The organism is Sphingomonas fucosidasi (assembly GCF_036663855.1).
Classification (GTDB): Bacteria; Pseudomonadota; Alphaproteobacteria; order Sphingomonadales; family Sphingomonadaceae; genus Sphingomonas; species Sphingomonas faeni_B.
In genome coordinates this window covers 16,041-42,229 of sequence record NZ_JAXOJR010000004.1, presented here as the reverse complement: position 1 = coordinate 42,229, position 26,189 = coordinate 16,041, and the positions used below count along the sequence as shown (strand labels likewise).

The following is a 26,189-nucleotide window of genomic DNA, read 5'->3' as shown; positions in this document are numbered from 1 at the left end:
ATTGCGTGGCAGGCCCCGCCTCCGCGGCGGAGCCTGCGGAGGATCAGAACTGCCCGCGGACGCCCAGGCTGATGCGGCTGCCCGAGGCTTCGTAGGTCGTCGGGAAGGACGGATCCATCGTGTAGCCGGTGGTCTTCGCGTTCCCGACGTTGATGCCCTGCAGCTCGACGCGGAAGTTGCGCGTCACCTGATAGGTGGCGGCGACGTCGAACTGACCGTACGCATCGCGGTACACCGGATACATGTTACGCTCGATCCGCTCCACATAGGCGCCCTTGCGGTTGTACGAGACGCGCAGCGACAGCGGCCCCCTGTCGTAGAAGACCGTGGCATTGTACGTCTTGTCAGCAAGACCGATCGGCGAGGTATCGATGCCGAGGTCGGATTCGCCGGTGAGCGAGCTGTCGAGGAAGGTGGCGTTGGCGTTGATGCCGAAGCCGTCCGCCCAGTCCGCAAACATGCCGAACGGGATCACCGCGTTCACCTCGACGCCGCTGACCTTGTAAGACCCCTCGGCGTTGACTGGCTGGTAGACGTCGAACTCGTAGACGCCGTTGACCGAGCCGTTGGCGTTGTAGACCGTCACGCCGGGCACCACACCGGTCAGCTGGCTCTGCACCACGCCCTTGATCTTCTTCCAGAAATAGGACGCTGCCAGAATGCCGCCGCGGGGCAGATATTTCTCGACGCCGACTTCCCACTGATCGGCCAAAGTGGGCTCCAGCCCCGGATTGCCATCGGTGTAGCGAAAATTGCCGATGCTCGCGATCCGTTTGTAGGCAAGATCGGTCAATGCCGGACGGATCAGCGTTTGCGACGCCGCGGCGCGCAGGAACAGGCTGTCGGTCAGCTCGGCATGCGCGTTGAACGACGGCAGGAACTTTTCATATCTGCCGTCGCTGGACACCGGCGCAGGCGTCAGCCCGATCGAGCCGTTCGGGTTCTGGACCTGCTGGAAGCCTTCCGAATGGATGCTGGTGCGCAGATAGCGGCCGCCGACATTGACGAACACCGGCACGGCCACGGTGAATTCGAGGTCGACCATCGCATAACCGGCGATCGTCTCTTCCTGGACCTTGTAATAATTGGCGTCGTTGAACGGCGTGACGAACCCGTCCGGCCGGAAGAAGTCGCGCGCATAGGCATTGGAAACCTGCGCCCAGCTAAGGTCGCGTGCCTGATAGCTCTTGCCGCCTGTGATGTCGGTCACGTTCTCGAGCGGGCTGTCGCCCAGCTTACGGACATTGACATAGGCCGTGCTGCCACGCGTCGGGCCCTGGATCTTCTCCTCGCCATATTCGCGCTCGTTGCTTTTGTTGGTGTAGCGGCCGCCGAAGTTGAAGCGCTTGAGCAAGGACGTTTCGAAATTATAGCTCAGATCGATCTGCGCGGCGTATTTGTCGTCCTTGATCTGCTCGCGAAAGGTTTCATACGCCTCGAACAGATAGGCGTTCGGCGCATTGTACATGTCGATCGTGCGCGGATTGGCGCTCGGGATCGTCTCGCCGCCATTCTCGGTATAGCGGGTGCGCGACGGCGCATAGGCGACGTGCTTGAGGTTCGAGGTATCGAGTGTTTTCTTCGCGCCGGAATAGCCGCCCAGCGCATTGATCTTCCAGTTGCCCGTCGACCAGTTCATTTCGCTGCCGAACTGGCGATATTCGGTCTCGTTGATATATTCCTTGCTCAGGAATTCATGCTGCGTTTTGGTGTACGAGACATCGCGCAGCACGACGATGCCGCTGTCGGCCAGCGTCGTGGCGTCGAAATCGTGGATCGTCTCGAGCGTCGAGTTGCTCGACGCCGCATAGCCGGCCGCATCATATTCGTCCTCGGTCGTATCGTACGAGCCGAGAAACGCGTCGAAGGCGATATTGAAATTGTCGCTCGGCTTATATTGCACCGAACCCGACAGGCCGAGGCGATCCTGATCGTTCTGGTAGACGCGGTCGCCGACCTTATCGAGAAACACGATCTTGTTCTTGTCGGCATTGGCAAACGTGATGCCGGCGTCGCGCTGCAGCACGGCGATCGCCTGGTTGCGGTAGACGGTGCCGGTACGATCGGTCCAGCGCGCGATCGGCCGGAAGTTGATGCCCGAATTCGAGTCGGTGCGGTTGCTGCGCTGCTGCTTGGCGACCGAGACCAGCACGCCGAAGTCGCCAAAGGTCTTGCTGCCGAGGAACGAGAAGTTGGGGTCGATCTTCTCGGAGATCGAATTGTACGCGCCGTCGGCGCTGCCCACCAGGCGCCGCCCGGGATTATCGAAAGGCCGCGCGGTACGGATCAGCACCGAGCCGGCGATGCCGCCTTCCTCGTCTGCCGCCACCGGCGACTTCTGCACCGTGACGGACTGGATCAGTTCGGAGGCGAAGATGTCGAATTCCACGTCGCGCCCGCCCGAGCCCGAGGCGGTCGCCAGCTTGTTGATCGACACGAATGTGAATTCGCTCGGCAAGCCGCGGACGTTGACGCGCGTGCCGAGGCCCCTTTCGCGCTCGATCGTCACGCCGGGCACGCGCTGCAGCGCTTCGGAGAGGTTCTGCTCGGGGAAATCGGCGATATCGGTGGCGATGATCGAGTCCGAAAAGCCGATCGTGTTGCGCTTCATGTCGATGGCTTCTTCGAGGCTGCGGCGGTACCCGGAGACGACGATCTCCTCCCCCGTCTCGGTCTCCTGGTCGACTAAAGCCGGTACGGTCTGCGCGAAGGCTGGGGCAACGGATAGTGCTACGATCGCGGTTCCCAGCAGAAGGGGCGTTATGCGATCGACATGCTTAAAACTACGAATCATTTTCTGCTTCCCCCGGTACTTATATGCCCGTGGCACGCCGGCGCTGAGCGCCAAACGTGCGACATCGCGCGCCCGAACTCGATGAGTTCGAGATATTGATAGATTTTGATTGAACGGCATTTCACTTGCGGAGATGCGCGATCTCTAGATAACGCGAGAACCGCTGATCGAGCAGATCAGATACCGATCGCCGCCGCCGTATTGCAGTGGCAAGCACGGTGCGTGCAACGTATCGTCGGCCCGCTCTGCCCGTTGTCTTAAAAACGTCGACAACTAGACAATATTAAAACCCATCATATCCCCAATCACCCCGAACGTCCTTGAGGTTTAATGCGTGAAGCTTGTGACGCGCATGTTACGATTTGGCATTAACTTTGCTTTTTGTGGCGAGTGTCGGACACAGCGCGAACCGCTTGGTCGCCATGCCTGCGCAGATTGCGGCCGTGCCGCTATAGCCGTGCTCGATGGTATCGACCCCGCGGCGATCGCACGACGCATACCTTCGGTGGTCGCAGCATGGACAGCGACTGGCCGGCCCGCGTCGCACGCCGTTGCCATAACCGCCATGATCTCGACGCGGCTGAGCGTCGCACGGCGCACCGCCGCCAGCATCCGGTCGATAGCGGATAGCTCCGTCAGCCACCGCATGGTCTTTCGCCAATTCTCGCCTTACGCTGCGCACATGGATAAGCTTCTTCGGCACGCGCGCAATCCGGTGATCCTGCTGGCCCTCCTGACGACGGCGCCAGCGCCGGGTTCCCCACCGATCGAGATGGCACGGTGGCAGGAGCAGGCCGCACGGGTCACGATCGCGCGCGACGACTGGGGCATCCCGCATATTCGTGGAAAATCGGACGCGGATGCGGTGTTCGGGCTGATCTACGCGCAGGCGGAGGACGATTTCGCGCGGATCGAGGCGAATTACCTGACCGCACTCGGGCGTAGCGCCGAAGCGGACGGCGAAGACGCGGTCTGGGCGGACCTTCGCCAGCGGCTGTTCGTCGATCCCGCGGACCTGAAGCGCCAATATGCCGCCAGCCCGGCCTGGTTGCGGACGTTGATGCACGCCTGGGCAGATGGGCTGAACTATTATCTGGCGACGCATCCACAGACCAAACCGAAAGTCCTCGATCGATTCGAGCCCTGGATGGCGCTCAGCTTCACCGAAGGAAGCATCGGCGGGGATATCGAACGCATCTCGCTCAGTGAGTTGAAGACCTTCTACGGCATGCCAACCCCGCCCTCCCCGGAGGAACGCGGCATGGTCCCGCGCGAGCCATCGGGGTCTAACGGCATCGCGATCGCGCCCCGCCTGACCGCGAACGGTCGCGCGCTGCTGCTGATCAATCCGCACACCAGCTTCTATTTCCGCTCCGAGGCACAGATGACGAGCGACGAAGGCCTTAACGCGTATGGCGCCAGCACCTGGGGTCAGTTCTTCGTGTATCAGGGCTTCAACGCCAAGGCCGGCTGGATGCACACCTCCGCGACGGTCGACAATATCGACGAGTTCGCCGAGCGGATCGCGCGGACCGGTGATCGCTATACCTATCGCTACGGCGGCGAAGTCCGCCCGGTCACGACCCGCGCCGTCACGATACGCTATCGCCGAGCCGACGGCACGATGGGTGAACGCGGCTTCATCACCTACGCCACGCATCACGGGCCGATCGTCGCGATCAAGGCCGGGCGCTGGATCGCGACTGCGCTGATGTGGAAACCCGTGCCCGCGCTCGAACAAAGCTATCTGCGGACCAAGGCGACCGATCTCGCAAGCTATATCGCGGTCGCCGAGCGGAAGGCGAATTCGTCGAACGACACGCTGTTCGCCGACGACAAGGGCGAGATCGCATTCCTGATGCCGCAGTTCAGCGACCGGTTCGACTACACCCGTCCCGTCGACGGCAGCGATCCCGCGACCGACTGGCACGGGCTCCACACGCTCGCCAGCCTGCCGAGCGTCGCCAACCCACGCACCGGCTGGGCGCACAACACCAACGACTGGCCCTGGAGCGCGGCGGGGCCGGACAGCCCCAAGGCGGCGGACTATCCGCGGTACATGGACCAGGTCGGCGGCAATGCGAGAGGCGTCCATGCCGACCTGCTGTTGACCGGCAAACGCGGCTGGACTCCGGACACGCTCCGCGCCGCCGCGTTCGATTCCTATCTGCCCGCCTTCGCCCGATTGCTGCCCGGACTGGTCGAGGCCTGGGACGCGCTACCCGCTCGCGATCCTCGGCGGGCGTCGCTCGCAGCGCCAATCGCGGTGCTGAAGCAATGGGATCACCGCTGGAGCTACGACTCGGTCGCGACCAGCCTGGCGGTGTTCTGGGGCGACCAGTTGTGGCGTGAGGTCGGCAGCTTCGCACAGGCCGAGCGGTTGAACGTGCCCGACTACATCGCCGCGCGCGTGTCGCCCGACGCCAAGCTTACCGCGCTGTCCGCCGCGGTCGCCCGCCTGACGCGCGACTTCGGCGACTGGCGCACGCCGTGGCAGCAGATCAACCGCTTCCAACGCCTCGACGACGCGATCCAGCCGCATTTCGACGACGCGCGTGCGTCGATCTCGGTGCCGTTCACCTCGGCACAATGGGGCAGCCTGGCGTCGTTCGGCGCGAAGCCCTGGCCCGGCACGAAGCGCTATTACGGCACCAGCGGCAACAGCTTCGTCGCGGTCGTCGAGTTCGGCCCGCGGGTGAAGGCGATGGCGGTGATGGCCGGCGGCCAGAGCGGCGACCCGGCGTCACCGCACTTCGCCGATCAGACCCAGCGTTATGCCGAGGGTAAGCTGCGCCCGGTCTATTTCCATCCCGAAGACCTCAAGGGACACGTCGAGCGCAGCTACCGCCCAGGCGGGTGACGTCGCGGTCACGCGGGGTGCTCGTCAGCCCGGCCCATGGGCACCCGGTATCCACTCTCGCAGAGCGTCGCCGATCAAGAACGATCCTCGTGGCGCTTTCTGTTCACGACAGTGAACGACCGGGTCCACATATGCCTGACGTGATCCCCGCCGCCGCGTCTATGCGGCGAATTCCTCGGGCAGATAGCGATCGGCGACGATCTCGAACCGGTCGCCATCGACCAGCACCTGCGGGCTGAGCGCGCGGCAATTATAGGTCGAGGCCATCGCCGCGCCATAGGCGCCGGTGGCGTGCAGCACGGCGAGGTCGCCGCGACGGACCCGGTCGATGTCGCGCGCGACCGCGAACACGTCGCCGCTTTCACAGACCGGGCCGGCGATCGGCGCGACCATCCGCTCCCCGTCCGGCATGACCGCTTCGAACCGGTGAAAGGCGTCGTACAGCGCCGGCCGCGCCAGGTCGTTCATCGCGGCATCGACGATCACGAACGGATGGTCGGCACCCGGCTTCACCCAGATCACCCGCGTCAGCAGCACGCCGGCGAGCCCTGCGACCACCCGCCCCGGCTCGAACGTGAGTTCGACATCCCAGTCGCGCGTGACCCGCTCGACCATCGCGGCATAGGCGTCGACCGTCGGAACGATGTCGTCGGCGCGGTAGGGGATGCCGAGGCCACCGCCGAGATCGACGCGGCTGACGACATGGCCGCGCGCGCGCAAGTCCGCCACCAGCCGACCGATCCGATCATAGGCCTCCTCCAGCGGCGCGAGATCGCGAAGCTGGCTGCCGATGTGCAACGCGACCCCGACCAGGTCGAGACCTTCGAGGCGCGACAGGCGATCGTACATCGCGGGCACGTCGGCGATCGCCACGCCGAACTTGTTGCCGCGCCGCCCCGTCGAGATTTTGGCGTGCGTGCCGCCATCGACGTCGGGATTGACGCGGAGCACCGCGGTCGCGCGCCTGCCCCGCGCCTGGGCCAGCGCGGCGAGCACCTGCCCCTCCTCCTCCAGTTCGAGGTTGAACTGGCCGACGCCGGCAGCAAGGGCATCCGCGAGTTCGCGGTCGGTCTTGCCGACGCCCGAAAAGACGATGTCCGACGCCGCGATCCCCGCGTCGAGCGCGCGCCGCATCTCGCCGCCCGAGACGATGTCGGCGCCGAAGCCGCACCCGGCCAGCAGGTGCAGCACCGCGCGGTTCGGGTTCGCCTTGACGGCAAACGCGACGCGCACGCGTGGCAGGATCGACAGCGCCGACCTGAACCGCTGCGCCGCATCGCGCAGCGCGGCGGCGGAGTAGACATGGACGGGCGTTCCCACCGCCTCGGCGATGACGGGCAGCGGCACGCCCTCGGCGCACAGGACGCCGTCCCGCGGGCTGAAATAGGTCATGAGTGGTCGGTGTCCGGTTATCGGGAATGCGGTGGGTGGGCGCGCCGGCGGGTGCGACGGAGGCGCACGGCGTGGATCGCTTCGGCGGTATGCCCATGGCCGTGACGTTCGGCCCGCAGCACCACCGCCACGCGCTTGCCGTTGACCATCAGCGTCAGGCCGAGCAGCGCGAACGGAAACACCAGCATCGCCAGCGCCGACCCGTTCATTGCCGTCGCGACCCAACAGGCCCCGGCCGCCATGACCAACCCGACCGTACGCCACGCAATATCGCGCCTGGTCATGCCGCGATGTCCCGATCGTGCGATCCAGCCCGATCGTCGATGACGATCCGCCCGGCCTTGGGCAGCATAAGCCTCGCATCAGGCTGTCGCTCCCGCGGAAGCTCGTGGCAGATCACGATATCGGCGGGCAGGTCCTGCTCGTCGCGCAAGGCCGTGACCATGTCCGCGACCACGAAGTCCACACCGATCGCCGGGTCGACGACGCGGTGCGCGGCGGACCGCGCGCGGCCGATCAACGGCGGCGACCGGTCGATGCCGCGTCCCTCGATCGCCGTAAAGCCGAGCCGCCGCGCCTCCGCCAAGGCCTGCAACAGCAGCGTCCCGACACCACATTGGCCATCGACGATCCGCACCGCGTGTCGGCCATTCGTACGCAATGCCGACAGGGCGGCCGCTATCCAGGGCCAGCGCGGGTCTTGCACGGCGGCCTTTGACGGGTGCCGCGACGGACACGTCGACGGGACCCCGCCGACCGCCGTCCGCAACCCGACGGGAAGAGCATGGACGTTCATCGCAATCTCCCGATCAAGCCGCACGCGGCAGCGCGTGCTCGTCGCGCCCGACCGGCGCAAAGGACACCAGCGGGGTGAGCGGCGCATCGACGATCTCGACGCTCGCCTGGTAGATATCCCGCTCGGCCTGCGCATAGGCCATCGCGGCGCCATAGGAGATGAAGCGGCCTTCGAGGTTTCGCCTGCTGTCCTGGACCAGCCAATGGCCTGCGCGATCCTGGCCGACATAGATGACGAGCCCGGTAGAATCGGGCTCCGATATGGAGTCAGACGACATTTCGCCTCAGTGCCTTTCGTATCACGAGCGTCCTGCCCGCCCCCCGATGTACGAGGTACGGCATAGCGCTTCGAGATCGATCCCGGCCGATCGCATAGCGCGCGCATAGCGTTGCACTCGGTTCACCGCGTTCCCGCCACGCAATTCGCTCGTATCTTACGATCGGTTAGCGTTCACAGACCACAATGTTCGACCAGTTCGATGAACGGAACGGCCCAGTTGCAGACGCTCAGCCTGATCTAAGCGCTTCCTAATTTGCGCCGTTCGTTCATCCATAGCTGACGGGAAGCGGCAACGAGGACACCATACCGTCGAATTTCAAGCGGCCGACCAAAGTGAAGCCGGCGCGCTTTCCCTTGCCGACCGGGGCAGATACGACTGCAGCAACCAAAGGGGACACGATGAGGTTTGAATATGTCGCGGCGACGGTGCTTCTCGCACTTGCTCCAGCAACGGCGTGGGCCCAGCCGAGCGCGGCCGATGCGCAGCTCAAGGCGATCTACGACGCCGAATGGGGATGGCGACAGGAGGAGTTCGCGCAGATTACGGACGGCTTGCGCAGCAAGTCCGACGATCATTTCCCCGCCGTCGCCCCCGCTGACTGGGCGCGCCGGCGCACCTACTGGAGCACAGTTCTCGATCGCATCGCGCGTATTCCCGCGACGCAACTTTCGCCCGAAGAGCGATTGAACGCCGCCGTCCTCGAGGAATCGCTCCGCGGCGAAGTCGCGAACATCGACTTCCGCACCTACGAGGCGCCGCTCAACAGCGATTCCTACTTCTGGGGCCAAGTGAAGCCCTATGCCCCGCTCGAGACCGCCGACGACTATCGCCGCTACATCGGCCGGCTCAAGGACGTGCCGCGCTGGTTCGACCAGAACATCGCCAACATGCGCGCCGGACTGAAGCGCGGCTTCACGCCACCGCGCGTGTCGCTCTCCGGGCGCGATGCGACCATTGCCGCCTTCACCAAGCCGGGCGCCGACAACCCGCTCGCCGAACCGTTCAAGACGATGCCCGATTCGATCCCGGCGAGCCAGCAGGCGACGCTGCGCGCCGAGGGACTGGCTGCGGTCGATGCCGCCGCGGCCCCCGCCTATGCGAAGCTCCTCGTCTTCTACCGCGGCACCTACCTGCCCGGCACGCGCACGACGGTCAGCGCCGCTGCACTGCCCGACGGCGAATCGTTCTACAAAAGCCAGATCCGCGAATACACGACCCTCGATCTCACACCGGAGGCGATCCATCAGATCGGCCTCAAGGAAGTTTCGCGCATCGACGCCGACATGAAGGCGACGATCGCGACCACCGGCTTCAAGGGCAGCTTCGCCGACTTCCTCGCATTCCTGCGCAGCGACCCGCAATTCTACGCCCGAACCCCCGACGAGTTGCTCGGCTTCTCGGCCTATGTGGCGAAGCGGATGGACGGTCGGCTGAAAGACGTCTTCACCACCCTTCCCCGTTACCGCTTCACCATCCAGCCGGTGCCCGACGCGATCGCGCCGGTCTACACCTCGGGTCGCGGTGGGCTCGGCGCATGCCTCATGAATACCTACGACCTGAAGTCACGCCCGCTCTACAACATCGTTGCGCTGACGCTGCACGAATGCGTCCCCGGTCACAGCCATCAAGCCGCAATGGCCTTGGAAGCCCCCAGCCGCCCCGCCTTCCGCCGCCAGACGTACTTCTCGGGCTATGGCGAAGGTTGGGGGCTCTATTCGGAATGGCTCGGCACCAAGCTCGGCATGTACCGCACGCCGTATGAGGAATTCGGTCGCGAGACTTTCGAGATGTGGCGCGCCGCGCGCCTCGTCATCGACACCGGCATCCATTCGATGGGATGGAGCCGGCAGCGGGCGATCGACTACCTCGCCGGACACACCGCGCTCGCGAAGCTCGACGTCGAGATCGAAGTCGACCGATACATCAGCTGGCCGGGCCAGGCGCTCGCCTACAAGCTCGGCGAGATGAAGATGCGCGCGCTGCGCGCAAAAGCGGAGGCGGAATTGGGCGACCGCTTCGACCAGCGCCGCTTTCACGACGCCCTGCTCAACATGGGCTCAGTCCCCCTGCCCGCGATGGAGGCCGAGATGATGACGTGGATCGCGACAGAGAAATCGCGCTGACACGATCCGCTTCGTCCCGGGCGCTCGCCGCGCAAAGTCGCGCGCTATTGCGTTTCGCCCGGGCAGGCGTGCAGCTACAAGATCGGCCATGCCGCCCGGTGGGCGTCCATCCAAGCCGTGCCTGCGACCAAATACTCGATGCGATCATATCGAGTGCAGCAACGGGTGACATCCAGCCGCAGTAATGCTGGATGTCATCGTCTTCGACCGAGCGGCCCCGCAGTCCGGTACCTTTACCGATCGGCTCGGCGACGGTGCGCGCATCGACGCCCTCTTCTGCCGAAGCGTGGTAGAGCGAACACTGCGAGCCAACCGCGGCCTCGATCGTCGGATCGAGCGTCTCCACGCCCACCCTCATGCGCGAGACGTGGACGCCGCCGGGTATTGCGGCCCATTCTGCGGTGAACCCACGCGGGTCGATCTCGACCGAAAGCACGGGATCGTCGCACCGGACGCTGGACGTGATACACTCCACCAGTCTGGCGAACCGCGACGCGGGCGGCCGCCGGCGCGACGACTTTGACCGCGGTCAACTCGATCCTTGTCCGCGGTCAACGCCCGCGCGGCGACGTGCGCCTAGCCCGACGGCATCGGATTACAGGAGCCGCACCATGACATCGTCGATCAAGAGCCTCGCCATCGGTGCGGCATGTGCCGTCATGACAGCGGCGGCGCCAGCAGTCGCCCAGACCGACGCGATACCGCGCCAGGGCATCGCCGCCGGCGACGTGCTGCTGCGCGTCCGGACGATCCTGGTCGCGCCCAACGAGAAATCGGGCAGCATCCTGCCCGCCTTTCCCGGCGAGCATGTCCGCGTCGACGACAGCTTCATGCCCGAGGTCGACATCACCTATATGGCGACCGATCACATCGGCTTCGAGCTGATCGCATCCACCACCAAGCATCACGCCGATGGCCGCACCGGCACGACAGGTTCGATCGGCAAGCTCGCCTCGACCTGGGTATTGCCGCCGACGCTGACCGCGCAATATCACCTGAACCCGACAGGCAAGATCCGGCCCTATGTCGGTGCCGGCGTGAACTACACGATCTTCTGGAACGAGAAGGCGTCCGACGGGCTCGTCGCAGCGGTTGGATCGACCGACGTCCACATGAAGGACAGCTTCGGCTGGGCTGCGCAGGCGGGCGTCGACATCGACATCACGCCGAGAATGTTCCTCAATCTCGACGTCAAATACATCGACATCGACACGACCGCGCGGCTGCGAACGACGGCGGCCGGCACGCAGCGCGTCGCTATCAGCCTCGATCCCCTGGTGTTCGGCGTCGGGCTGGGCATTCGATTGTGAGCGCTCTTCCGGTGGCACGCGAGCGCCCGTTCTGGCGACGCTCGCTGCTGTACACGTGCTTCTACGCGTTCTTCCACGCATCCAGCACCTTCCCTACAAGCCGCGGGTCACCTGGCTGGCGGTGATGAACACGCGCCACATGGACCATCATTTCCATGACGAGACGGGCAATTTCGGGATCACGGACTTCGCCTGGGAACGCGTGTTCAGGACGCTCTATCGCCGCGTCGAACGGCCGGCGAAGAGCCCGACAGTCTTCAATCTCGGCTAGACCGACGCCGTTGCGGCACGGTATCCGTGGGTAGCGCGACGATCACAACAGGATCAGGCGCGACCACGATGTGGCGGTCGCAGAGCGCAACCATCGAAGGTCGATGACTGACCATCACCAGCCCCTGCCCTGTCCTTGCTAGCCGGGCGCACAGCCGTTCGCCGACACAGTGCTCGGTGTCGGCGTCGAGCCCTTCGGTCGGTTCGTCGATCACCAGCCATGGCGCGCGGACGAGATAGGCCCGCGCCAGCGCCAGCCGCCGTCGTTCACCGCCCGACAGGCGGACGCCGTGCTCGCCGATCCAGCTGTCGAGGCCCTTCGACAGCGCGGCGATCACGTCGCCCAGCGCGACGTCGGCAAGTGCCGCCCACATCGCCGCATCGTCGGCCAGCGGGTCGCCGAGCGCGAGGTTGTCGCGGATCGTGCCCGCCAACAGCGCGGCGTCCTGCGGTGCCCAGCCGAACGTCGCGCGGCGGACCGCGAGCGGGATGCCCGCGATATCCCTGCCGTCGATGGCCGCCGTCCCCGGTTTCCCCGCACGCAGGCCGAGAAGCTGTTCGACAAGCGTGGTCTTGCCCGTCCCCGATGCGCCGATCAGCGCGACGCGTGCGCCGGCGGGCACATGCGCGCCGAGCAGGTCGATCGACGGCGCTGCGTCGATCGCGACCGCATCGTCCTCAGCGACGGCGCCGGGCAACAGGTCGTCGAGCCGCGCGGTGGCTTCGCGCATCGCGCTGCGCTGGCCCAGGCTGCGCAACACCGGTCCCGCACCGTCGATCGTCATGACGGCCGCCAGCGCGCACAACGCCGCGATCGGCGCGCCCGCGGGGGCCGCGAGCAGCAGCGTCGCGATTCCCGCCACGCCGAGCATCACCGCCTGGATGAACTCGAACCAGCCCGCGACACCGGCCTGCGCGCGTTGTGCCTTTGCGAGACGCCGGCTGCACGCCTCGACCGCCGCCATCGCTTGCGCCTCGACGCCGTAGCAGCGCAGGTCCGCGGCGGCACCGGCCACCCCGGCAAAGGCGTCCTTCAACGCACCGCCCGCGCGCTGTACCTCGCGCCCCGGTGCTTCGAGGCGTCGGGCGAGCACGGTCGCGAGCGTGAGCAGGCCAGCCAAACACAGCAGGAGCGCGACTGCCGGCCGCAACCCTCCCAGGGCACATAGGAGCATGCCGCTCGCGGACGCAGCGATCATGCTGGGCACCGCGGAAAGCCGGACGAACTGCGCCTCGACGACGTTCACGTCCTGGACGATCCGCGCGGTCGCCTCGCCCTGCGTCAGCGCCAGCGCGTGCTCCACCGGACCACGTGCGAGACCGAGGAACAGCGCCGGGCGGATGCGCGCCAGCGCGCCGAACGCCGCGTCGTGGCTGGCGAGCCGCTCGCCGTAACGCCCGGCGGTGCGGAGGATCGCGAGCAGGCGGATTCCAGCGCTCGGCAGCATGTAGTTGAAACCCTGCGCGGCGATCGTCCCGGCAAGTCCGGCGACCGCGGCGGCGGTGATGAACCAGCCCGACAGCCCGAGCAGCATGACCGAGGCGATCGCGACGATCGCCGCATAACCGCTTGCGCGCCACAGGCCGCGGCGTTGCCGGCGACGCTCATCAGCGATCAGCGTGTCGAACGCGGTCACGCCCGCGCTCCAAGGTCGATGACCACGTCGGCGATCGCAGCCAGCCTCGCGCTGTGCGTGGCAATGATCGTGGTGCGTCCGGTACAGGCGCGCGCAATCGCCGCGATCAAATGCGCTTCGGACGGGGCGTCGAGATGCGCAGTCGGCTCGTCCAGCAATACCACGGGGGCCGGCTTCAGCAGGACACGCGCCAGTGCGACCCGACGCCGTTCCCCGCCGGACAACCCGCTCCCACGGGCGTCGATCACCGCGCCCAACCCGCCGCGTGCGAGCAGCATCGGTGACAGCCCTGCGATCCGCGCCACCTCGGCGATCCGCTCGATCGACGCGCTGGGGTCGGCGAGCGCGATGTTCGAGCCGATCGTTCCGGGCAGGATCAGCGGCGACTGTCCCATCCAAGCGGCGATCGGCGCAAGGCTGCCCATCTCGGCGAGGTCATGGTCGCCGATCGATACCCGTCCCCCGGACAAGGGCGCGAGGCCCAGCAGAAGGTGCAGCAGACTGCTCTTGCCGCTGCCCGACGGGCCGACCAGCGCGACAATCGTGCCGGCCCGGACCTCAAGCGAGACGTCAGACACCGCGGCGCGGTCCTGCCCGTCATAGCGGATCGAGACGGACTCGAAGCGGATCGCCGGCGCGGTACTCGACCAGACGGGTGCGACCGGGAGCGGCGCGGCTCTGGCCTTCTCCACCGCTGCCAATCGCTCCGCCGCGGTCTCCGCGGCCTGTCGGTCGTGGTACGCCGCCGCCAGCCGCCGCATCGGTGCGTAGAATTCGGGGGCGAGCGCGAGCACGAAGAACGCGCGGCCGAGGTCGAGCTTTTCCGGCACCGGAAACGGGAGCAAGCCCAGCAAATTGAACCCGGCATAGACGGCAACCAGCGCGACCGACAGCGCGGCGAAGAACTCCAGCGCGCCGGACGACAGGAACGCGACGCGCAACACGCGCATCGTCCGCCGCGCCAGATCCTCCGCAGCATCGCCGAGCGCAGCCGCCTCGCGCTCCTCTGCACGAAAGGCGAGCACGACCGGCAGCGCGCCGATCCGGTCCGCGAACAGACCCGACAGCCGAGCGAGCGCGAGGAACTGGCGGCGGGACTCGTCCGCCGCAGCCCCGCCCGCGAGGATCATTGCCGCGAGGAAGGGAAAGACCGTCGCCACCAGGATCGCCGCCGCGATCGGGCTGGCGATCGCGGTGGCGGCGAGCACGATCAGGGGTGCGATCGACGCCGCCATTCGCGCGGGCAGGAAGCGCGACACATAGCCGTCCATCGCATCGACCTCGTCCACCGCCGCGCTCATCAGCGTGCCCGTCGTCGCGTCCGATCCGGGCGCGCGGTGGAGTGCCGCATCGACGATCCGCTGCCGCAACTGCGTCTTCGCCCGGTACGCGCCGCTCGCGCCAACACGCGCCGCCAGCATCGCGCACGCACCGCGTCCGACTGCCGATGCGCCCGCCAGCAGGGCCCAGGGCAGCATGGCGTCGACGCCCTGAGGAACCGCAACCACGCCGCCGGCCAGGCCGGCCGCAAAGCCGATCGCTGCGACGGTGTCGAGCAGAAGCAGGCTGGTGGAAAGCCGCACCCCGCCGCCGTCCGCGACGACCCCCTTCAGATAGGCGCGCGATGCCAGTGTCCGGTCTTTGGCGATGCTGTTCATGCCGATCGCATGCAGGGCCGAAACCGTGCGCGTCTTTGACCGCGGTCAATGTTCGCGCCGCCGCCCGCAGCTAGCCCGGCACCCAGACAGGGCCGTCGACGGCACTGTGGGGAGCTTAATCATGGACCTTGGGGTCATCGATCTGTCGCGGCTGCAATTCGCGCTGACCGCCCTGTACCATTTCCTGTTCGTACCGCTGACGCTCGGGCTGTCGATGATGCTGGTCATCATGGAGGCCGTGTACGTGATGACGAACCGGCCGATCTGGCGCGTGATCACGCGGTTCTGGGGGCGGATCTTCGCGATCAATTTCGTGCTGGGCGTCGCCACCGGGCTGACGATGGAGTTCCAGTTCGGCACGAACTGGTCGTATTTCTCGCATTATGTCGGCGACATCTTCGGTGCGCCGCTCGCGATCGAGGGGCTGATGGCGTTTTTCCTCGAGGCGACGTTCGTCGGGCTGATGTTCTTCGGCTGGGACCGCCTGTCGAAGCTCGGCCACCTGATCGTCACCTTCATGGTCGCGCTCGGCACCAATTTGTCGGCACTGTGGATTCTGGTCGCGAACGGCTGGATGCAGAACCCGACCGGCGCCGAGTTCAACACCGACACGATGCGGATGGAGGTCAGCGACTTCGGCGCGGTGCTGTTCAACCCGATCGCGCAGGCCAAGTTCGTCCACACCGTCAGCGCCGGTTATGTCTGCGCCGCGGTGGTGGTGCTCGGCATCTCCGCCTTCTGGCTGCTGAAGGGGCGCTACACCGCGGTCGCGCGCCGTTCGATGACGGTCGCCGCGGCGTTCGGGCTCGCCGGGTCGCTGTCGGTCGTCGTGCTCGGCGACGAGAGCGGGTACGCGCTGACCGACAACCAGAAGATGAAGCTCGCGGCAATCGAGGCTGCGTGGCACACCGCGCCTGCCCCCGCCGGGCTGACTCTGTTCGGCCTGCCCGACGTGGCCGCGCGCGAGACGCGGTATGAGGTACGGATCCCCTGGGTGCTCGGCCTGATCGCGACGCGCAGCCTCGACAAGGAGGTGACGGGGATGTCCGAACTGGTGCTGAAGGCGCAGGAGCGGATTACGTCAGGCGTCATCGCCTATGACGCGGTCGAGCATCTCAAGGTCGACCGCACCGACGTCGCGCAACGCGCGCGGTTCGAGGCGCACAAGCGCGACCTGGGTTACGCGCTGCTGCTGAAACGCCACGTCGCCGATCCGCGGATGGCCAGCCCGCAACTGATCGCCGCAACCGCTTGGGACGTGGTCCCCAACGTGCCGCTGATGTTCTGGAGCTTCCGGATCATGGCGCTCATCGGCTTCTTGATGATCGCGCTGTTCGCCGCCGCATTCGTGCTGACCTCGCTCAGGCTGCACACCCAGACGCGCTGGTTCCTCAGGCTCGCCGTCATCGCGATCCCGCTGCCATGGATCGCGATCGAGCTCGGCTGGATGCTCGCCGAGATCGGTCGCCAGCCCTGGGCGATCGAGGGCGTCCTCCCGACGTTCCTGGCCGCCTCGTCGCTGACCCGCGGCGTGCTGTGGACGACGATCATCGGCTTCACCGCGATCTACGGCACGCTGGCGGTGATCGAGGTGCGGCTGATCCTCGCGACGATCCGAAAAGGGCCGTTCGAGCATGACGAGGATCCACAGCCGGTTGCGGGCCCGATCCTCGAAACACCGACCCCACCCCTTCCCTTGGCTGCCTGACAGGAGACACGACGATGTTCGAGTATGAAACGCTGCGTCTGATCTGGTGGGCGCTGATGGGGATCCTGCTGATCGGGTTCGCGCTGACCGACGGCTTCGATCTAGGCGTCGCGGCGCTGCTCCCGTTCGTGGGGCGCACCGATGCCGAACGGCGCATGGTGATCAATGCGATCGGCCCGACCTGGGAGGGCAACCAAGTGTGGTTCATCCTCGCAGGCGGCGCGATCTTCGCGGCGTGGCCGTTCGTCTACGCGATCAGCTTCTCGGGCTTCTACCTCGCGATGTTCCTCGTCCTCGCGGCGCTGATCCTGCGGCCGGTGGGGTTCAAATACCGCTCGAAGCGGCCGGACCCCGCCTGGCGCTCGCGCTGGGACTGGGCGCTGTTCGTCGGCGGGTTCGTGCCGGCGCTCGTGTTCGGCGTGGCGGTCGGCAACGTCCTGTCGGGCGCGCCGTTCCGTCTCGACAGCGATCTGCGCGCATTCTTCGACGGCGGTTTTCTCGGGCTGTTCACGCCGTTCACGTTGCTGTGCGGCCTGTTGTCGGTCGCGATGCTCGTGCTCCACGGCAGCGCGTGGCTGGCGATCAAGATCGAGCACGGCCCGGTCCACGACCGCGCGCGCAAGTTCGGCACGGTCGCTGGACTCGCCTCGCTCGCGCTGTTCGCGATCGGCTGGGGGTTCGTCGCGTATGGCGACATCGGCTACCGGATCGTCGGCGCGATCGATCCCTCGGGCCCGTCCAATCCGTTGCGCACCACCAGCGAACTCGCCCGCGGCGGCTGGCTCGCCAATTACACCCTGTATCCGTGGATGATGATCGCTCCCGCACTGGGGTTCGGCGGCGCGGCGCTCGCGCTGTTCGGGATCCGGCGCGGATCGGAAGGCGCGGCGTTCGCGGGGTCGTCGGCGTCGGCGATCGGGATCATCGCGACCGTCGGACTGTCGATGTTCCCCTTCATCCTGCCGTCCAGCATCGACTCGCATTCCAGCCTGACCGTCTGGAACGCGTCGTCGAGCGCCAAGACGCTCGGCATCATGCTGTTCGTCACCGTGGTGCTGCTGCCGATCGTGCTCGCCTACACCGCCTGGGCGTACAAGGTGATGTTCGGCCGCGTGACGACGCGGGAGGTCGCGACCAACCCCGATTTCTACTGATCCCCGATCACTAAGGACATCTGATCATGTGGTATTTCACCTGGGTACTCGGCCTCGGCCTCGCGGTCGGCTTCGGCATCCTCAACGGCATCTGGCACGAGTTCCATTTGCCGATCGAAGACGACGCCGACGCGCAAGCAAACTCATAACGGTCTCGTAAATAATTCGCGCGGATATCGTGCGCCTTCATACTATACTCGATCAATGGCTCACCACGACATCTGTGCGGATTGCGCGGTCCGCGACAAGGCGCTGTGCAGCAGCCTCAGCGATGTCGAGCTGGGCGCGCTGAATACACTTGGCCGTCGCCGCAAGATCGCGCGCGGCCAGACGCTGATCTGGGCGGGCGACGAGAGCATCATCTGCGCGAACCTGTTGTCGGGCGTGCTCAAGCTGGTGGCGGCGACGCCCGACGGCCGCGAACAGATCGTCGGGTTGCTGTATCCCGCCGATTTCGTCGGCCAGCCCTATGCCGGCCACGCCGATTTCACGATCACCGCATTGACCGAGTCCGAACTGTGCATCTTCCCGCGCGACGCGTTCGAACGCGTACTGGACGATCACGCGCGGATGGAGCGGTTGTTGTTGCAGCGGACGCTGGCCGCGCTCGGCGTCGCCCGGACGCGGATTCTGTCGCTCGCACGACAGTCCGCGCAGGAGAAGATCGCCGGCTTCCTGCTCGACATGGCCACGCGCGCCACCGCGACCGGATGTCGCGCGACGCCGAATGGGCCGATGACGTTCGACCTGCCCCTCACGCGCGGACAGATCGCCGACGTGCTCGGGCTGACGATCGAGACGGTCAGCCGCCAGATGACCCGGCTCAAGACGGCAGGCGTGATCGCACTGCCCGGCGGTCGCGCGATCACGATCTCCGACCCGGATGCGCTGCAGGGGCGCGCCGAGGCGGCCTAAACCACGCCGCGCTCGCAAAGTCTGCTAACGAGCATTTCGCGCGCGCCACGCGTAAGCCGCCCCGCGCCAAGCGTCAGGATCGCGAGCTGGGTAAAGTCCATCGCCTGCCGGGCCCCGTCGAATAAACTCCGCAACATATAGCCGAACGCTTCCGCGCACGGCGTCGCGACGCCGGAAAAGGCGGCAAGTATATCGTCCGCCTGAAACGCATTACTCACATGACGCGCGCGAATCCGCCCCACCACCGCGGCGGTGAGCGGATCGCCAAGCCCCTGCGAGAACAGTGCATCGATCACCGCATTTTCATCGCGCGGATGCCTGACGACGACGGCACGCAAGTCATGACAGACCGCGTCGACCTCGGGATCGGGCAACCAACCCGGCAACGCATCGGCGCATACCTCCAGCCGATCGCACACGTCGCGAAGCCGTGCATGGGCGGCGATCAACCGCGCCAGATCGAGTTCGTGGATGACATGCCAGCGCCCGGCAAACGGCACGACGCGCGCGGCAAACTCGTCATGCTCGATCATCGCGGCTCCCCATGAGCCTAGGTCGCATGCGCTTTGGCGCGCGACATTGACCGCGGTCAATCAGGCGACGCGATCTACTTCTCCCTCGCGCGGGCCCGGTCGCGGAGCTTCGCCAATCATCAGCGATACCCTGCGGCTCCACTGACAAGGATTCTTGCTCTCGAAAGCCAAGTGACCAGGTCTGTCGAGAAGTCCTCTTCATACGCTGACCGGATAGCCCGAACGGCGGTACCAGTAGCGGACGTTGGCGACTGGCATTGCGCATCCCGCAACCAGCCGTTCGTTCATGTGTCTAATGCATCATAATTTTCGGTTGAACGGTCGGTGTCCTCGACACACCTCGCCGTAAGCGAACCGGATTGGTGGCAGCCCGCAAAAAGCGCAGCGATCGGTCGTGACGTTGTGCGCGCCGTACGCTAGCTCCAGCCGCGTGGACGTGCACGACTCTGTCAGCCGGGAAGGCATCTGTCAGGACGCGATCGTCGATGCCGCCATCGACATCATCGTTCGCACCGGTTTTGCCGGATTGACGCTGCGCCCACTCGCGACGAGCCTCGGGGTCAGCGTCGCTGCGATCTCGGCGCGGATGGGCACCAAAGACCAATTGATCGACCGTATCGTCGATGATGCCGCGCAACGCGACCAGCTTTTCTTCGACCGATGGTCGGACCTGGCTGCACAGATAACGCCGGGCGACAATGCCGTGCGCGCCGCACTCGCGGATCTGGCGTTCCGGGACTGGATGACCGCAGGGCGGCAGCAGGCGATCTTCCTGATCGAGCTCGTCCATCATCGCGCGTTGCAGCAGGCCCCGTCGCGCATGCTCGATCGGTGGCTCGCGCGAGCCGGCACGTTCTGGTCGACCCTGGTGTTCGGCTCCCCGACGCTCGCCGACCTCGCACTGGGCTATGTCCTCGACGAGGCAGGGTTTGCGCTCGGCGCAGGCGAAGACCCCGCCTACGTGTCGTTACGCGTGCTGTGCCTGCAACGGTTCGCCGACGGGCTCCGGCCGCGCGGCGGCGCGCGCGGCTCCGCCATCGAACGGCTGATCGCGCTGCTCGAACCGGACGATCTTCCCATCGCGATGCCCGACGATCCGAAACGCCAGCGCATCGCCGACAGCGCCGCGCGGATCATCGTCTCGCGCGGCATGGACGCGGTCACCCACCGCTCGGTGGCACTGGCAGCGGCGGTGCCGGCATCGACCGTGGTCTATCATTTCGGGGGCCGAGCGGCGTTGGTCGTGGCGGGGCTCCATGCGGTGATCGCTCGTTTCCACGGCACACGCGACCGCGCACGTGCCGACAGGACCGCGCCGGGGGACGATGCGGAGGCGCGCGATCTCGTCAAGGCGACGTCGATGATCGCGCTGGCCAGTGTGCGTGAGCCGAGCCTGCGGCCCTATGCGCTCGACATGCGCCGACGGCGCGGCGAGAATATCCGCGCCGCCGATCTGGTAACGCTGGGGTTCGGTTTGCGCGCGGATGCGGGGTTTGATCGCGCGACCGCACAGGTCATCTCGATCGCGCTGTTCGGCATGCGAATGGTCGCGATGAGCCGCAACCTCCCGGAAGATACGTGTTATCGTAGCGCGTTCGCGGCGCTCGATGCCTGGAACGACGAACGCGCCGACTGAGCGCCGTGCTCTCGCGCCGCTGTCATCGAACGGGAACATTTTCCGCCTAAACGGCGGCGTGGACCGCGGCATAACCAAACGGAGTGCGCCATCAGCCGGCCAGATGTTGGCGCTATCGATGCCTACCTGGGTTTTCGCTGGCTATGACCTCGCGCGACGCACCTTCCTCGCGGCCTATCTCTCCTATGATCTGGGTTTGCCGATCGCGGTGGTCGGCTGGCTCGTGATCCTCGCAGGTCTCGCCGCAATCCCGGCGGAGATGATCGCCGGCGCGCTGTGCGATCGCGGACCGGGGCGGTTCGGGCCGCGCGTATCGTGGATGCTGTGCGGCACCGCGTTGCTCGTCGCCGGCGGTGTGACGATGCTGTGTCTCGATCGAGCGAGCAGCCTTCCGCTTGTCGCTCTCGCCTTGGTCGCGCTGGTCGTCGGCTGGGCGATCTGCAACGTGACGCACGGCGCGTGGGCGCTGGAGGCGACCCGGGACGGTGCCGGCCGCGCCCGCGTGTTCGGCCTGCGGTCGCTTGCAGGAATTCTCGGCACGGTGGCGTTTTCCTTGATCGGCGCGCTACACATCGGCCACTGGTCCCCGTTCGCGGCGATCCTGCTGGTGGTGTCTGTCGGCGCCCCGCTGGCCCATGCCGGCCTGATCCTGTTCGTCCCCGACCGCGCGCCGCTGGCAAGGGCGCGGCACCGCGGCACGCTGTTGGAACCGGTACGCCTGCTGTTCGCCGATCGCGAGAATAGCCGGCTCGCTGCGCTGTTCGCGCTCAACGGCGCGCATACCGCCGTCACCGGCACGGCCTATCTCTACCTCGTCGGCACCGCGCTTGCGCTCCCGGGTTGGGGACCGACCGGCGTCCTGGTCCAGTCGGCCTGTGCCGCGATCGGCATCGCCGCGGCGATCGCCTGTGGAACACGCGTGCCGCCGGCGCGGACACTGCAAGCCGTATTCTGGGTCAACCTGCTGCTCGCCCTCGCGCTGATCGCGCTTCCCGCCGGACGGCCGGCGGCGCTGATGCTCTGGACGGCATCGTTCGGGCTGGTATCCGCCGTCGACTTCATGGCGTTGCGGCTCTTGCTCGGCGAGCGGCTCGATCTCGCGGCGCGCTCCGGCGATATGAACGCGCGCGCCGCAGCGCATTATGCCGGCTTCCACCTGCCCTTCAATCTATGCGGCGCACTTGCGACGGGATTGTTGTTCGCAGGCTATCGGCTGTTCGGATTCGATCCGGCGACGTCACAAGGCGCTGAACACCCGTATTTAGCGGCGCAGCTCATGCCGGCCCTGTGTGCGGTGCTGCTGATGGTGGCCTCGATCCGGATAGTCCGTACCCGCAGCACAACGACGCCAAATACCCCCTCGGGCAAATCGCCACCAACTGGATCGAAATTGATAGCCGCTGAACAACTGTAATTCTCCTGTCACGGACTGCTCCTACAGAACCGCCATGCCTGCCGTTGGATCGACGGCAATTGGGGAACTGCAGTGAACATCCAGAAACTCGTACATCTGATGACGGGAACGGCCTTGCTGCTTGGCGGCCTGGTAGCTGAACACGCGTATGCGCAGGTTGCTCCCCAATCGGGCGAGCCCATCGCGCAGGCGCCAGACGTGGCCAAGGACAGCGAGGGCCTGACCGACATCGTCGTCACCGCGCAGCGCCGTCTGGAAAAGGCGCAGTCGGTGCCGATCTCGATCACCTCGGTCAGCGGCGAGCAATTCGCCAAGACCGGCTATATCGGCCTCACCGACCTGCAATATGTCGTCCCCGGCGTGCAGTATAACCCGACCCAGGGCGCCGCCTTCCAGATTCGCGGCGTCGGCAGCTCGTCGTTCGATCTTTCCAACGCCAAGTCGGTCAACGTCGTCGTCGATGACGTGGTCATGGACAACCAGCGCGACAATGGACTGATCGGGCTGGTCGACGTGGCGCGCGTCGACGTACTGATGGGGCCGCAGGGTACGCTGTTCGGCAAGAACTCGACCTCGGGCGTGATCTCGCTGACCACCAACAATCCGGTGATCGGCCAGACCTCGGGCAATTTCTACGGCAGCTATGGCGAGCGCAACGACCGCATCGTCAACGGGACGGTCAACGTGCCGATCAGCGATACCGCCGCGCTGCGCGTATCGGCGTTCGAGCAGGGCCAGGACGGCGTCGGTCGCTATGTGACGCTCAACCGCAATCTCAACCGCGTCGACGAATACGGCGTCCGCGCAAAGCTGCTCTACCGGCCGCTCGACAACCTCGAATTCGTCCTCGCGGGCGAATATACCCGCCATTACGACACGTCGGTCCGCACGCCCGTCGGCGGCCCCGCCGGATCGGTCTTCGCGCCCTCCGCCGAGATCACCGCGCAGATGGCCGCGCTCGGCGTGGTGGCGAGCGAGAAGAATACCGACTCGCTCGACAGCTATCTCGGCTCGATCGGTATGACCAACAAGGGTGGCTCGCTCCACGCCAATTACGATCTCGGCGCCGTCACACTGACCTCGATCACCGCCTACCGTGAGACGGTGTACGACAACGACACCCCCGCCGATCTGCTGCCGGTCGACGTCAACGCGTATCTGCCGTTCAACATGGGACGGTTGCGCTCGAACAAGTTCAGCGAGGAGGTCCATGTCGCCTCGTCGACCGGACATTTCTTCGAGTATCTGGTCGGCGCGTTCTACAACAGGCTCAACGCCACGCAGACGCAGCTGCAATGGGGCCCGCTCGGCGCGCCGGTTTACGATGCGAACGGCGTCGGCCGCCCCACCCTGTCCGCAAACACCGGCGCGAACGATCCGGTGACCGGCAAGCTGCTCGGCAACACCGCGCGGTTCAAATCGTACAACGAGACCGCCGCGGTGTTCGGCCAGACCAAGTTCACCTTCAGCCCGCAGCTCAGCCTGACGCTCGGCGGGCGCTATAATTACGACTGGAACGGTCAGTCGATCGGCTATTTCGACACCGATCCGGTACCGATCACCGGCTATTCTCCAACCTTCACCGCGGCCAGCGCGGCGCCGACCGAAGACTTTCGCAATGGCTCGAAGAATGGCGGCAAGTTCACCTATCGGATCGCGCCGCAGTTCACGATCAGCCCCGACGTGATGCTGTATGCGACCTATTCGACCGGCTACAAGCCGGGCGGCATCGCCTTCGTCGGCAACAAGTACAACCCGTACAACTCGGAGACGGTGAAAAGCTGGGAGGCGGGCATCAAGTCCGAATTCCTCAACCGTCGCGTGCGGCTCAACTTCGACGTCTACTCGTCGAACTACACCGATTTCCAGGCGACGATCCTGACCCCGGTGACCACCGGTATCGGCGGCTTCATCCTCGCCTCGGCGATCGGCAACGCCCCCGGCCTTCGCTCGCGCGGGTTCGAGGCTTCGCTGGCGGTGAAGCCGGTGCGCGACTTCTCGATCGGCGGCGCGGTGACCTTCAACGACTCCAAGTTCACCGATTACGTCGCCAGCCCGACCGCTAACTACACCGGCACGCGTCTCACCAACGCGCCACGCTGGTCGTTCACGATCAACGGCGACTATGGCACCGAGATTTCGTCCGATCTCAAGGTGAAGGCGCATATCGACTATGCGTATCGCAGCAGCACGCAGACCGTCACCGGCGCGCTGCTCGGCGACTGGCTCGCCGCACCGGTCAAGAACGCCGACGGCACCACCACGCCGAACGCGAGCTACTCGTTCATCCCCGCCTACGGCTTGGTCAACACGCGCCTGAGCGTCGCCAAGATCAACGACTCGGTCGAAGTCGGCGTCTACGCGCGCAACCTGTTCAACACGTATTTCTCGACCGGCTACCAGATCTACGGGACGCTCGGCCTGCTCCATTACAGCACCCCGGCCGCGTATCGGACGCTCGGTGGTTACGTGAAATTCGGTTTCTGACGATACCGATCAGAGGGATATCCGCATGAAGACACTCGCAATCGCCTTGGCTACGACCGGCGCGCTCTCCGCGCTGGCCACCGCCAAGGACCGCGCGCCCGAACTCCTGCTCAACGAGATTCAGGTCGTCGGCACGCACAACAGCTATTCGCAGGGCATCGACCCGCGCCTGATGGCGATGGCGGAAGCCATCGTCGGCCCCAAGTTGATGGCGCGCAACGCCTCGCTCACCGGCGCCGCCAAAGCCGCCGGGCTCGAATATCATCCCAATCCCGGCAGCCTCAGTCAGGGCCTGAACTATCGCTACACATCGCTCGCGTCCCAGCTCGACGCCGGGATGCGTAGCCTCGAGATCGACATCAACAACGATCCCGACGGCGGCCGTTACGCGCACCCGGCCGGCTATGCGGCGCTGAAGGCGAAGGGCATCGTCGACCCGCTGCCGCTCGACAAGACCGACATGGACAAGCCAGGGCTCAAGGTCTTCCACATCGCCGATTTCGACGTGCGGTCGAGCTGCAACCTGTTCCGCACCTGCCTCGGCCAGTTGCGCACCTGGTCCGACGCGCATCCGAACCACGAACCGATCTTCATCCTGGTCGAGGCCAAGAGCGATCCGCTGCCGATCTTCCCCGGCTCGACCAAGCCGCTTCCGTTCGACGCCAAGGCGTTCGCGGAGATGGATGCGTCGATCTACGACTTGATCGGGCGCGATCACCTCGTGACGCCGGACGCCGTCCGCGGCGGCTATGCGACGCTCGAAGCCGGTGTTCGCGCGCATCACTGGCCGACGCTGCAGGCGGCGCGGGGCAAGTTCGTCTTCCTGCTGCTGACCGCACTCGATCCGATCGCGCTGGCGGCGTATCACGAGGGCCACCCCAATCTCGAGGGTCGTGCCGCGTTCCTGCGCGCCAGTCCGGGCGACAGCTATGCCGCGTTCCTGCTAATGGACAACGCGACGATGCGGGCCAAGGAGATCCCGGCGCTCGTCGAGCAGGGCTATCTGGTCCGCGCGCGTGCCGACATCGAGACGTTCGAAGCGCGGATCAACGACCCCGCGCGCGCGACGCAGGCGTTCCGCAGCGGTGCGCAGATCGTCTCGACCGACTTCTACAGGCCCGGCAACGGCTATGGCACGTCCTATGTGGTACGGCTGCCCGGCGGCGGTGCCGCGCGGTGCAACCCGGTCAACGCGCCCGCCGGCTGCGCGCTGCCGCGGTGA

20 protein-coding genes are annotated in these 26,189 nt (G+C 66.1%); 12 read left to right on the top strand and 8 right to left on the bottom strand.

The annotated features are described in order from the left end of the window. Nucleotides 1-43 precede the first annotated feature (43 nt). The gene (locus tag U1737_RS08570) at nucleotides 44-2,794 is read right to left on the bottom strand and encodes a TonB-dependent receptor (RefSeq protein ID WP_332796437.1); all 2,751 of its coding nucleotides are present in this window, start codon (nucleotides 2,792-2,794) and stop codon (nucleotides 44-46) included. A 682-nt stretch (nucleotides 2,795-3,476) separates the two neighbouring features. Here U1737_RS08570 and U1737_RS08565 point away from each other — a divergent pair. Further along, nucleotides 3,477-5,654 carry a penicillin acylase family protein gene (locus U1737_RS08565; protein ID WP_332796436.1) on the top strand — a complete coding sequence of 726 codons (2,178 nt, stop codon included), beginning with the start codon at nucleotides 3,477-3,479 and terminating at the stop codon, nucleotides 5,652-5,654. Nucleotides 5,655-5,813: 159 nt separating this feature from the next. Here U1737_RS08565 and lysA read toward each other — a convergent pair whose 3' ends face one another. The 4 genes from lysA to U1737_RS08545 are packed head-to-tail and all read right to left on the bottom strand — an operon-like array spanning nucleotide 5,814 to nucleotide 8,119. Beyond that, on the bottom strand, nucleotides 5,814-7,046 hold the full coding sequence (lysA, locus tag U1737_RS08560; protein ID WP_332796435.1) for a diaminopimelate decarboxylase: 1,233 nt from the start codon (nucleotides 7,044-7,046) through the stop codon (nucleotides 5,814-5,816). Nucleotides 7,047-7,063: 17 nt separating this feature from the next. Beyond that, nucleotides 7,064-7,330, bottom strand: coding sequence for a hypothetical protein (locus tag U1737_RS08555; protein ID WP_332796434.1), 267 nt, complete (start codon nucleotides 7,328-7,330; stop codon nucleotides 7,064-7,066). Then, entirely contained in the window at nucleotides 7,327-7,842 is a 516-nt protein-coding gene (locus tag U1737_RS08550) for a class I SAM-dependent methyltransferase (RefSeq protein ID WP_332796433.1), read from the bottom strand. The genes U1737_RS08555 and U1737_RS08550 overlap by 4 nt, the downstream gene beginning before the upstream one ends. A 13-nt stretch (nucleotides 7,843-7,855) precedes the next feature. Continuing rightward, the gene (locus tag U1737_RS08545) at nucleotides 7,856-8,119 is read right to left on the bottom strand and encodes a hypothetical protein (protein WP_332796432.1); all 264 of its coding nucleotides are present in this window, start codon (nucleotides 8,117-8,119) and stop codon (nucleotides 7,856-7,858) included. Between the two features lie 401 nt (nucleotides 8,120-8,520). On the opposite strand from U1737_RS08545, the gene U1737_RS08540 reads away from it, so the two are divergent. The 3 genes from U1737_RS08540 (at nucleotide 8,521) to U1737_RS08530 (ending at nucleotide 11,826) form a co-directional block, all read left to right on the top strand. Further along, nucleotides 8,521-10,245: a DUF885 domain-containing protein gene (locus U1737_RS08540; RefSeq protein WP_332796431.1), complete on the top strand. Its 1,725-nt coding sequence runs from the start codon at nucleotides 8,521-8,523 to the stop codon at nucleotides 10,243-10,245. 611 nt (nucleotides 10,246-10,856) lie between these two features. Continuing rightward, nucleotides 10,857-11,555: an OmpW/AlkL family protein gene (locus tag U1737_RS08535; RefSeq protein WP_332796430.1), complete on the top strand. Its 699-nt coding sequence runs from the start codon at nucleotides 10,857-10,859 to the stop codon at nucleotides 11,553-11,555. Between the two features lie 55 nt (nucleotides 11,556-11,610). Further along, a complete protein-coding gene (locus U1737_RS08530) occupies nucleotides 11,611-11,826 on the top strand; it encodes a hypothetical protein (RefSeq protein WP_443027103.1) in 216 nt (71 codons plus the stop codon). On the opposite strand, the gene U1737_RS08525 is transcribed toward U1737_RS08530, so the two are convergent. Together U1737_RS08525 and cydD are read right to left on the bottom strand one after the other, a co-directional pair. Then, nucleotides 11,813-13,462 (bottom strand): amino acid ABC transporter ATP-binding/permease protein, encoded by a 1,650-nt coding sequence (locus U1737_RS08525; protein WP_332796429.1) that lies wholly within the window; start codon nucleotides 13,460-13,462, stop codon nucleotides 11,813-11,815. The two genes, U1737_RS08530 and U1737_RS08525, sit on opposite strands and share 14 nt — an antisense overlap. After that, entirely contained in the window at nucleotides 13,459-15,120 is a 1,662-nt protein-coding gene (cydD, locus tag U1737_RS08520; protein ID WP_332796428.1) for a thiol reductant ABC exporter subunit CydD, read from the bottom strand. Before cydD ends, U1737_RS08525 begins: the two co-directional genes overlap by 4 nt. Nucleotides 15,121-15,241: 121 nt before the next feature. Here cydD and U1737_RS08515 point away from each other — a divergent pair, with 121 nt between their 5' ends. The 4 genes from U1737_RS08515 to U1737_RS08500 are packed head-to-tail and all read left to right on the top strand — an operon-like array spanning nucleotide 15,242 to nucleotide 18,897. Further along, nucleotides 15,242-16,828 (top strand): cytochrome ubiquinol oxidase subunit I, encoded by a 1,587-nt coding sequence (locus U1737_RS08515; protein ID WP_332796427.1) that lies wholly within the window; start codon nucleotides 15,242-15,244, stop codon nucleotides 16,826-16,828. Between the two features lie 14 nt (nucleotides 16,829-16,842). After that, on the top strand, nucleotides 16,843-17,982 hold the full coding sequence (gene cydB / locus U1737_RS08510; protein ID WP_332796426.1) for a cytochrome d ubiquinol oxidase subunit II: 1,140 nt from the start codon (nucleotides 16,843-16,845) through the stop codon (nucleotides 17,980-17,982). Nucleotides 17,983-18,008: 26 nt separating this feature from the next. Beyond that, nucleotides 18,009-18,131, top strand: coding sequence for a cytochrome bd-I oxidase subunit CydX (gene cydX, locus U1737_RS08505; protein WP_248520499.1), 123 nt, complete (start codon nucleotides 18,009-18,011; stop codon nucleotides 18,129-18,131). Nucleotides 18,132-18,186: 55 nt separating this feature from the next. Then, nucleotides 18,187-18,897 (top strand): Crp/Fnr family transcriptional regulator, encoded by a 711-nt coding sequence (locus tag U1737_RS08500; protein WP_248520498.1) that lies wholly within the window; start codon nucleotides 18,187-18,189, stop codon nucleotides 18,895-18,897. On the opposite strand, the gene U1737_RS08495 is transcribed toward U1737_RS08500, so the two are convergent. Beyond that, the gene (locus U1737_RS08495; protein WP_332796425.1) at nucleotides 18,894-19,430 is read right to left on the bottom strand and encodes a hypothetical protein; all 537 of its coding nucleotides are present in this window, start codon (nucleotides 19,428-19,430) and stop codon (nucleotides 18,894-18,896) included. The two genes, U1737_RS08500 and U1737_RS08495, sit on opposite strands and share 4 nt — an antisense overlap. Nucleotides 19,431-19,866: 436 nt before the next feature. Between U1737_RS08495 and U1737_RS08490 the strand changes: the two genes are divergently transcribed. The 4 genes from U1737_RS08490 to U1737_RS08475 all read left to right on the top strand — a co-directional run bounded on the left by U1737_RS08490 (nucleotide 19,867) and on the right by U1737_RS08475 (nucleotide 26,189). Beyond that, a complete protein-coding gene (locus U1737_RS08490; protein WP_332796424.1) occupies nucleotides 19,867-21,066 on the top strand; it encodes a TetR/AcrR family transcriptional regulator in 1,200 nt (399 codons plus the stop codon). A gap of 118 nt (nucleotides 21,067-21,184) precedes the next feature. After that, nucleotides 21,185-22,480, top strand: a complete 1,296-nt coding sequence (locus U1737_RS08485; RefSeq protein ID WP_332796423.1) for an MFS transporter — start codon at nucleotides 21,185-21,187, stop codon at nucleotides 22,478-22,480. Nucleotides 22,481-22,552: 72 nt separating this feature from the next. Continuing rightward, a complete protein-coding gene (locus tag U1737_RS08480) occupies nucleotides 22,553-24,967 on the top strand; it encodes a TonB-dependent receptor (RefSeq protein WP_332796422.1) in 2,415 nt (804 codons plus the stop codon). A 25-nt stretch (nucleotides 24,968-24,992) separates the two neighbouring features. Beyond that, nucleotides 24,993-26,189 (top strand): Ca2+-dependent phosphoinositide-specific phospholipase C, encoded by a 1,197-nt coding sequence (locus U1737_RS08475; protein WP_332796421.1) that lies wholly within the window; start codon nucleotides 24,993-24,995, stop codon nucleotides 26,187-26,189.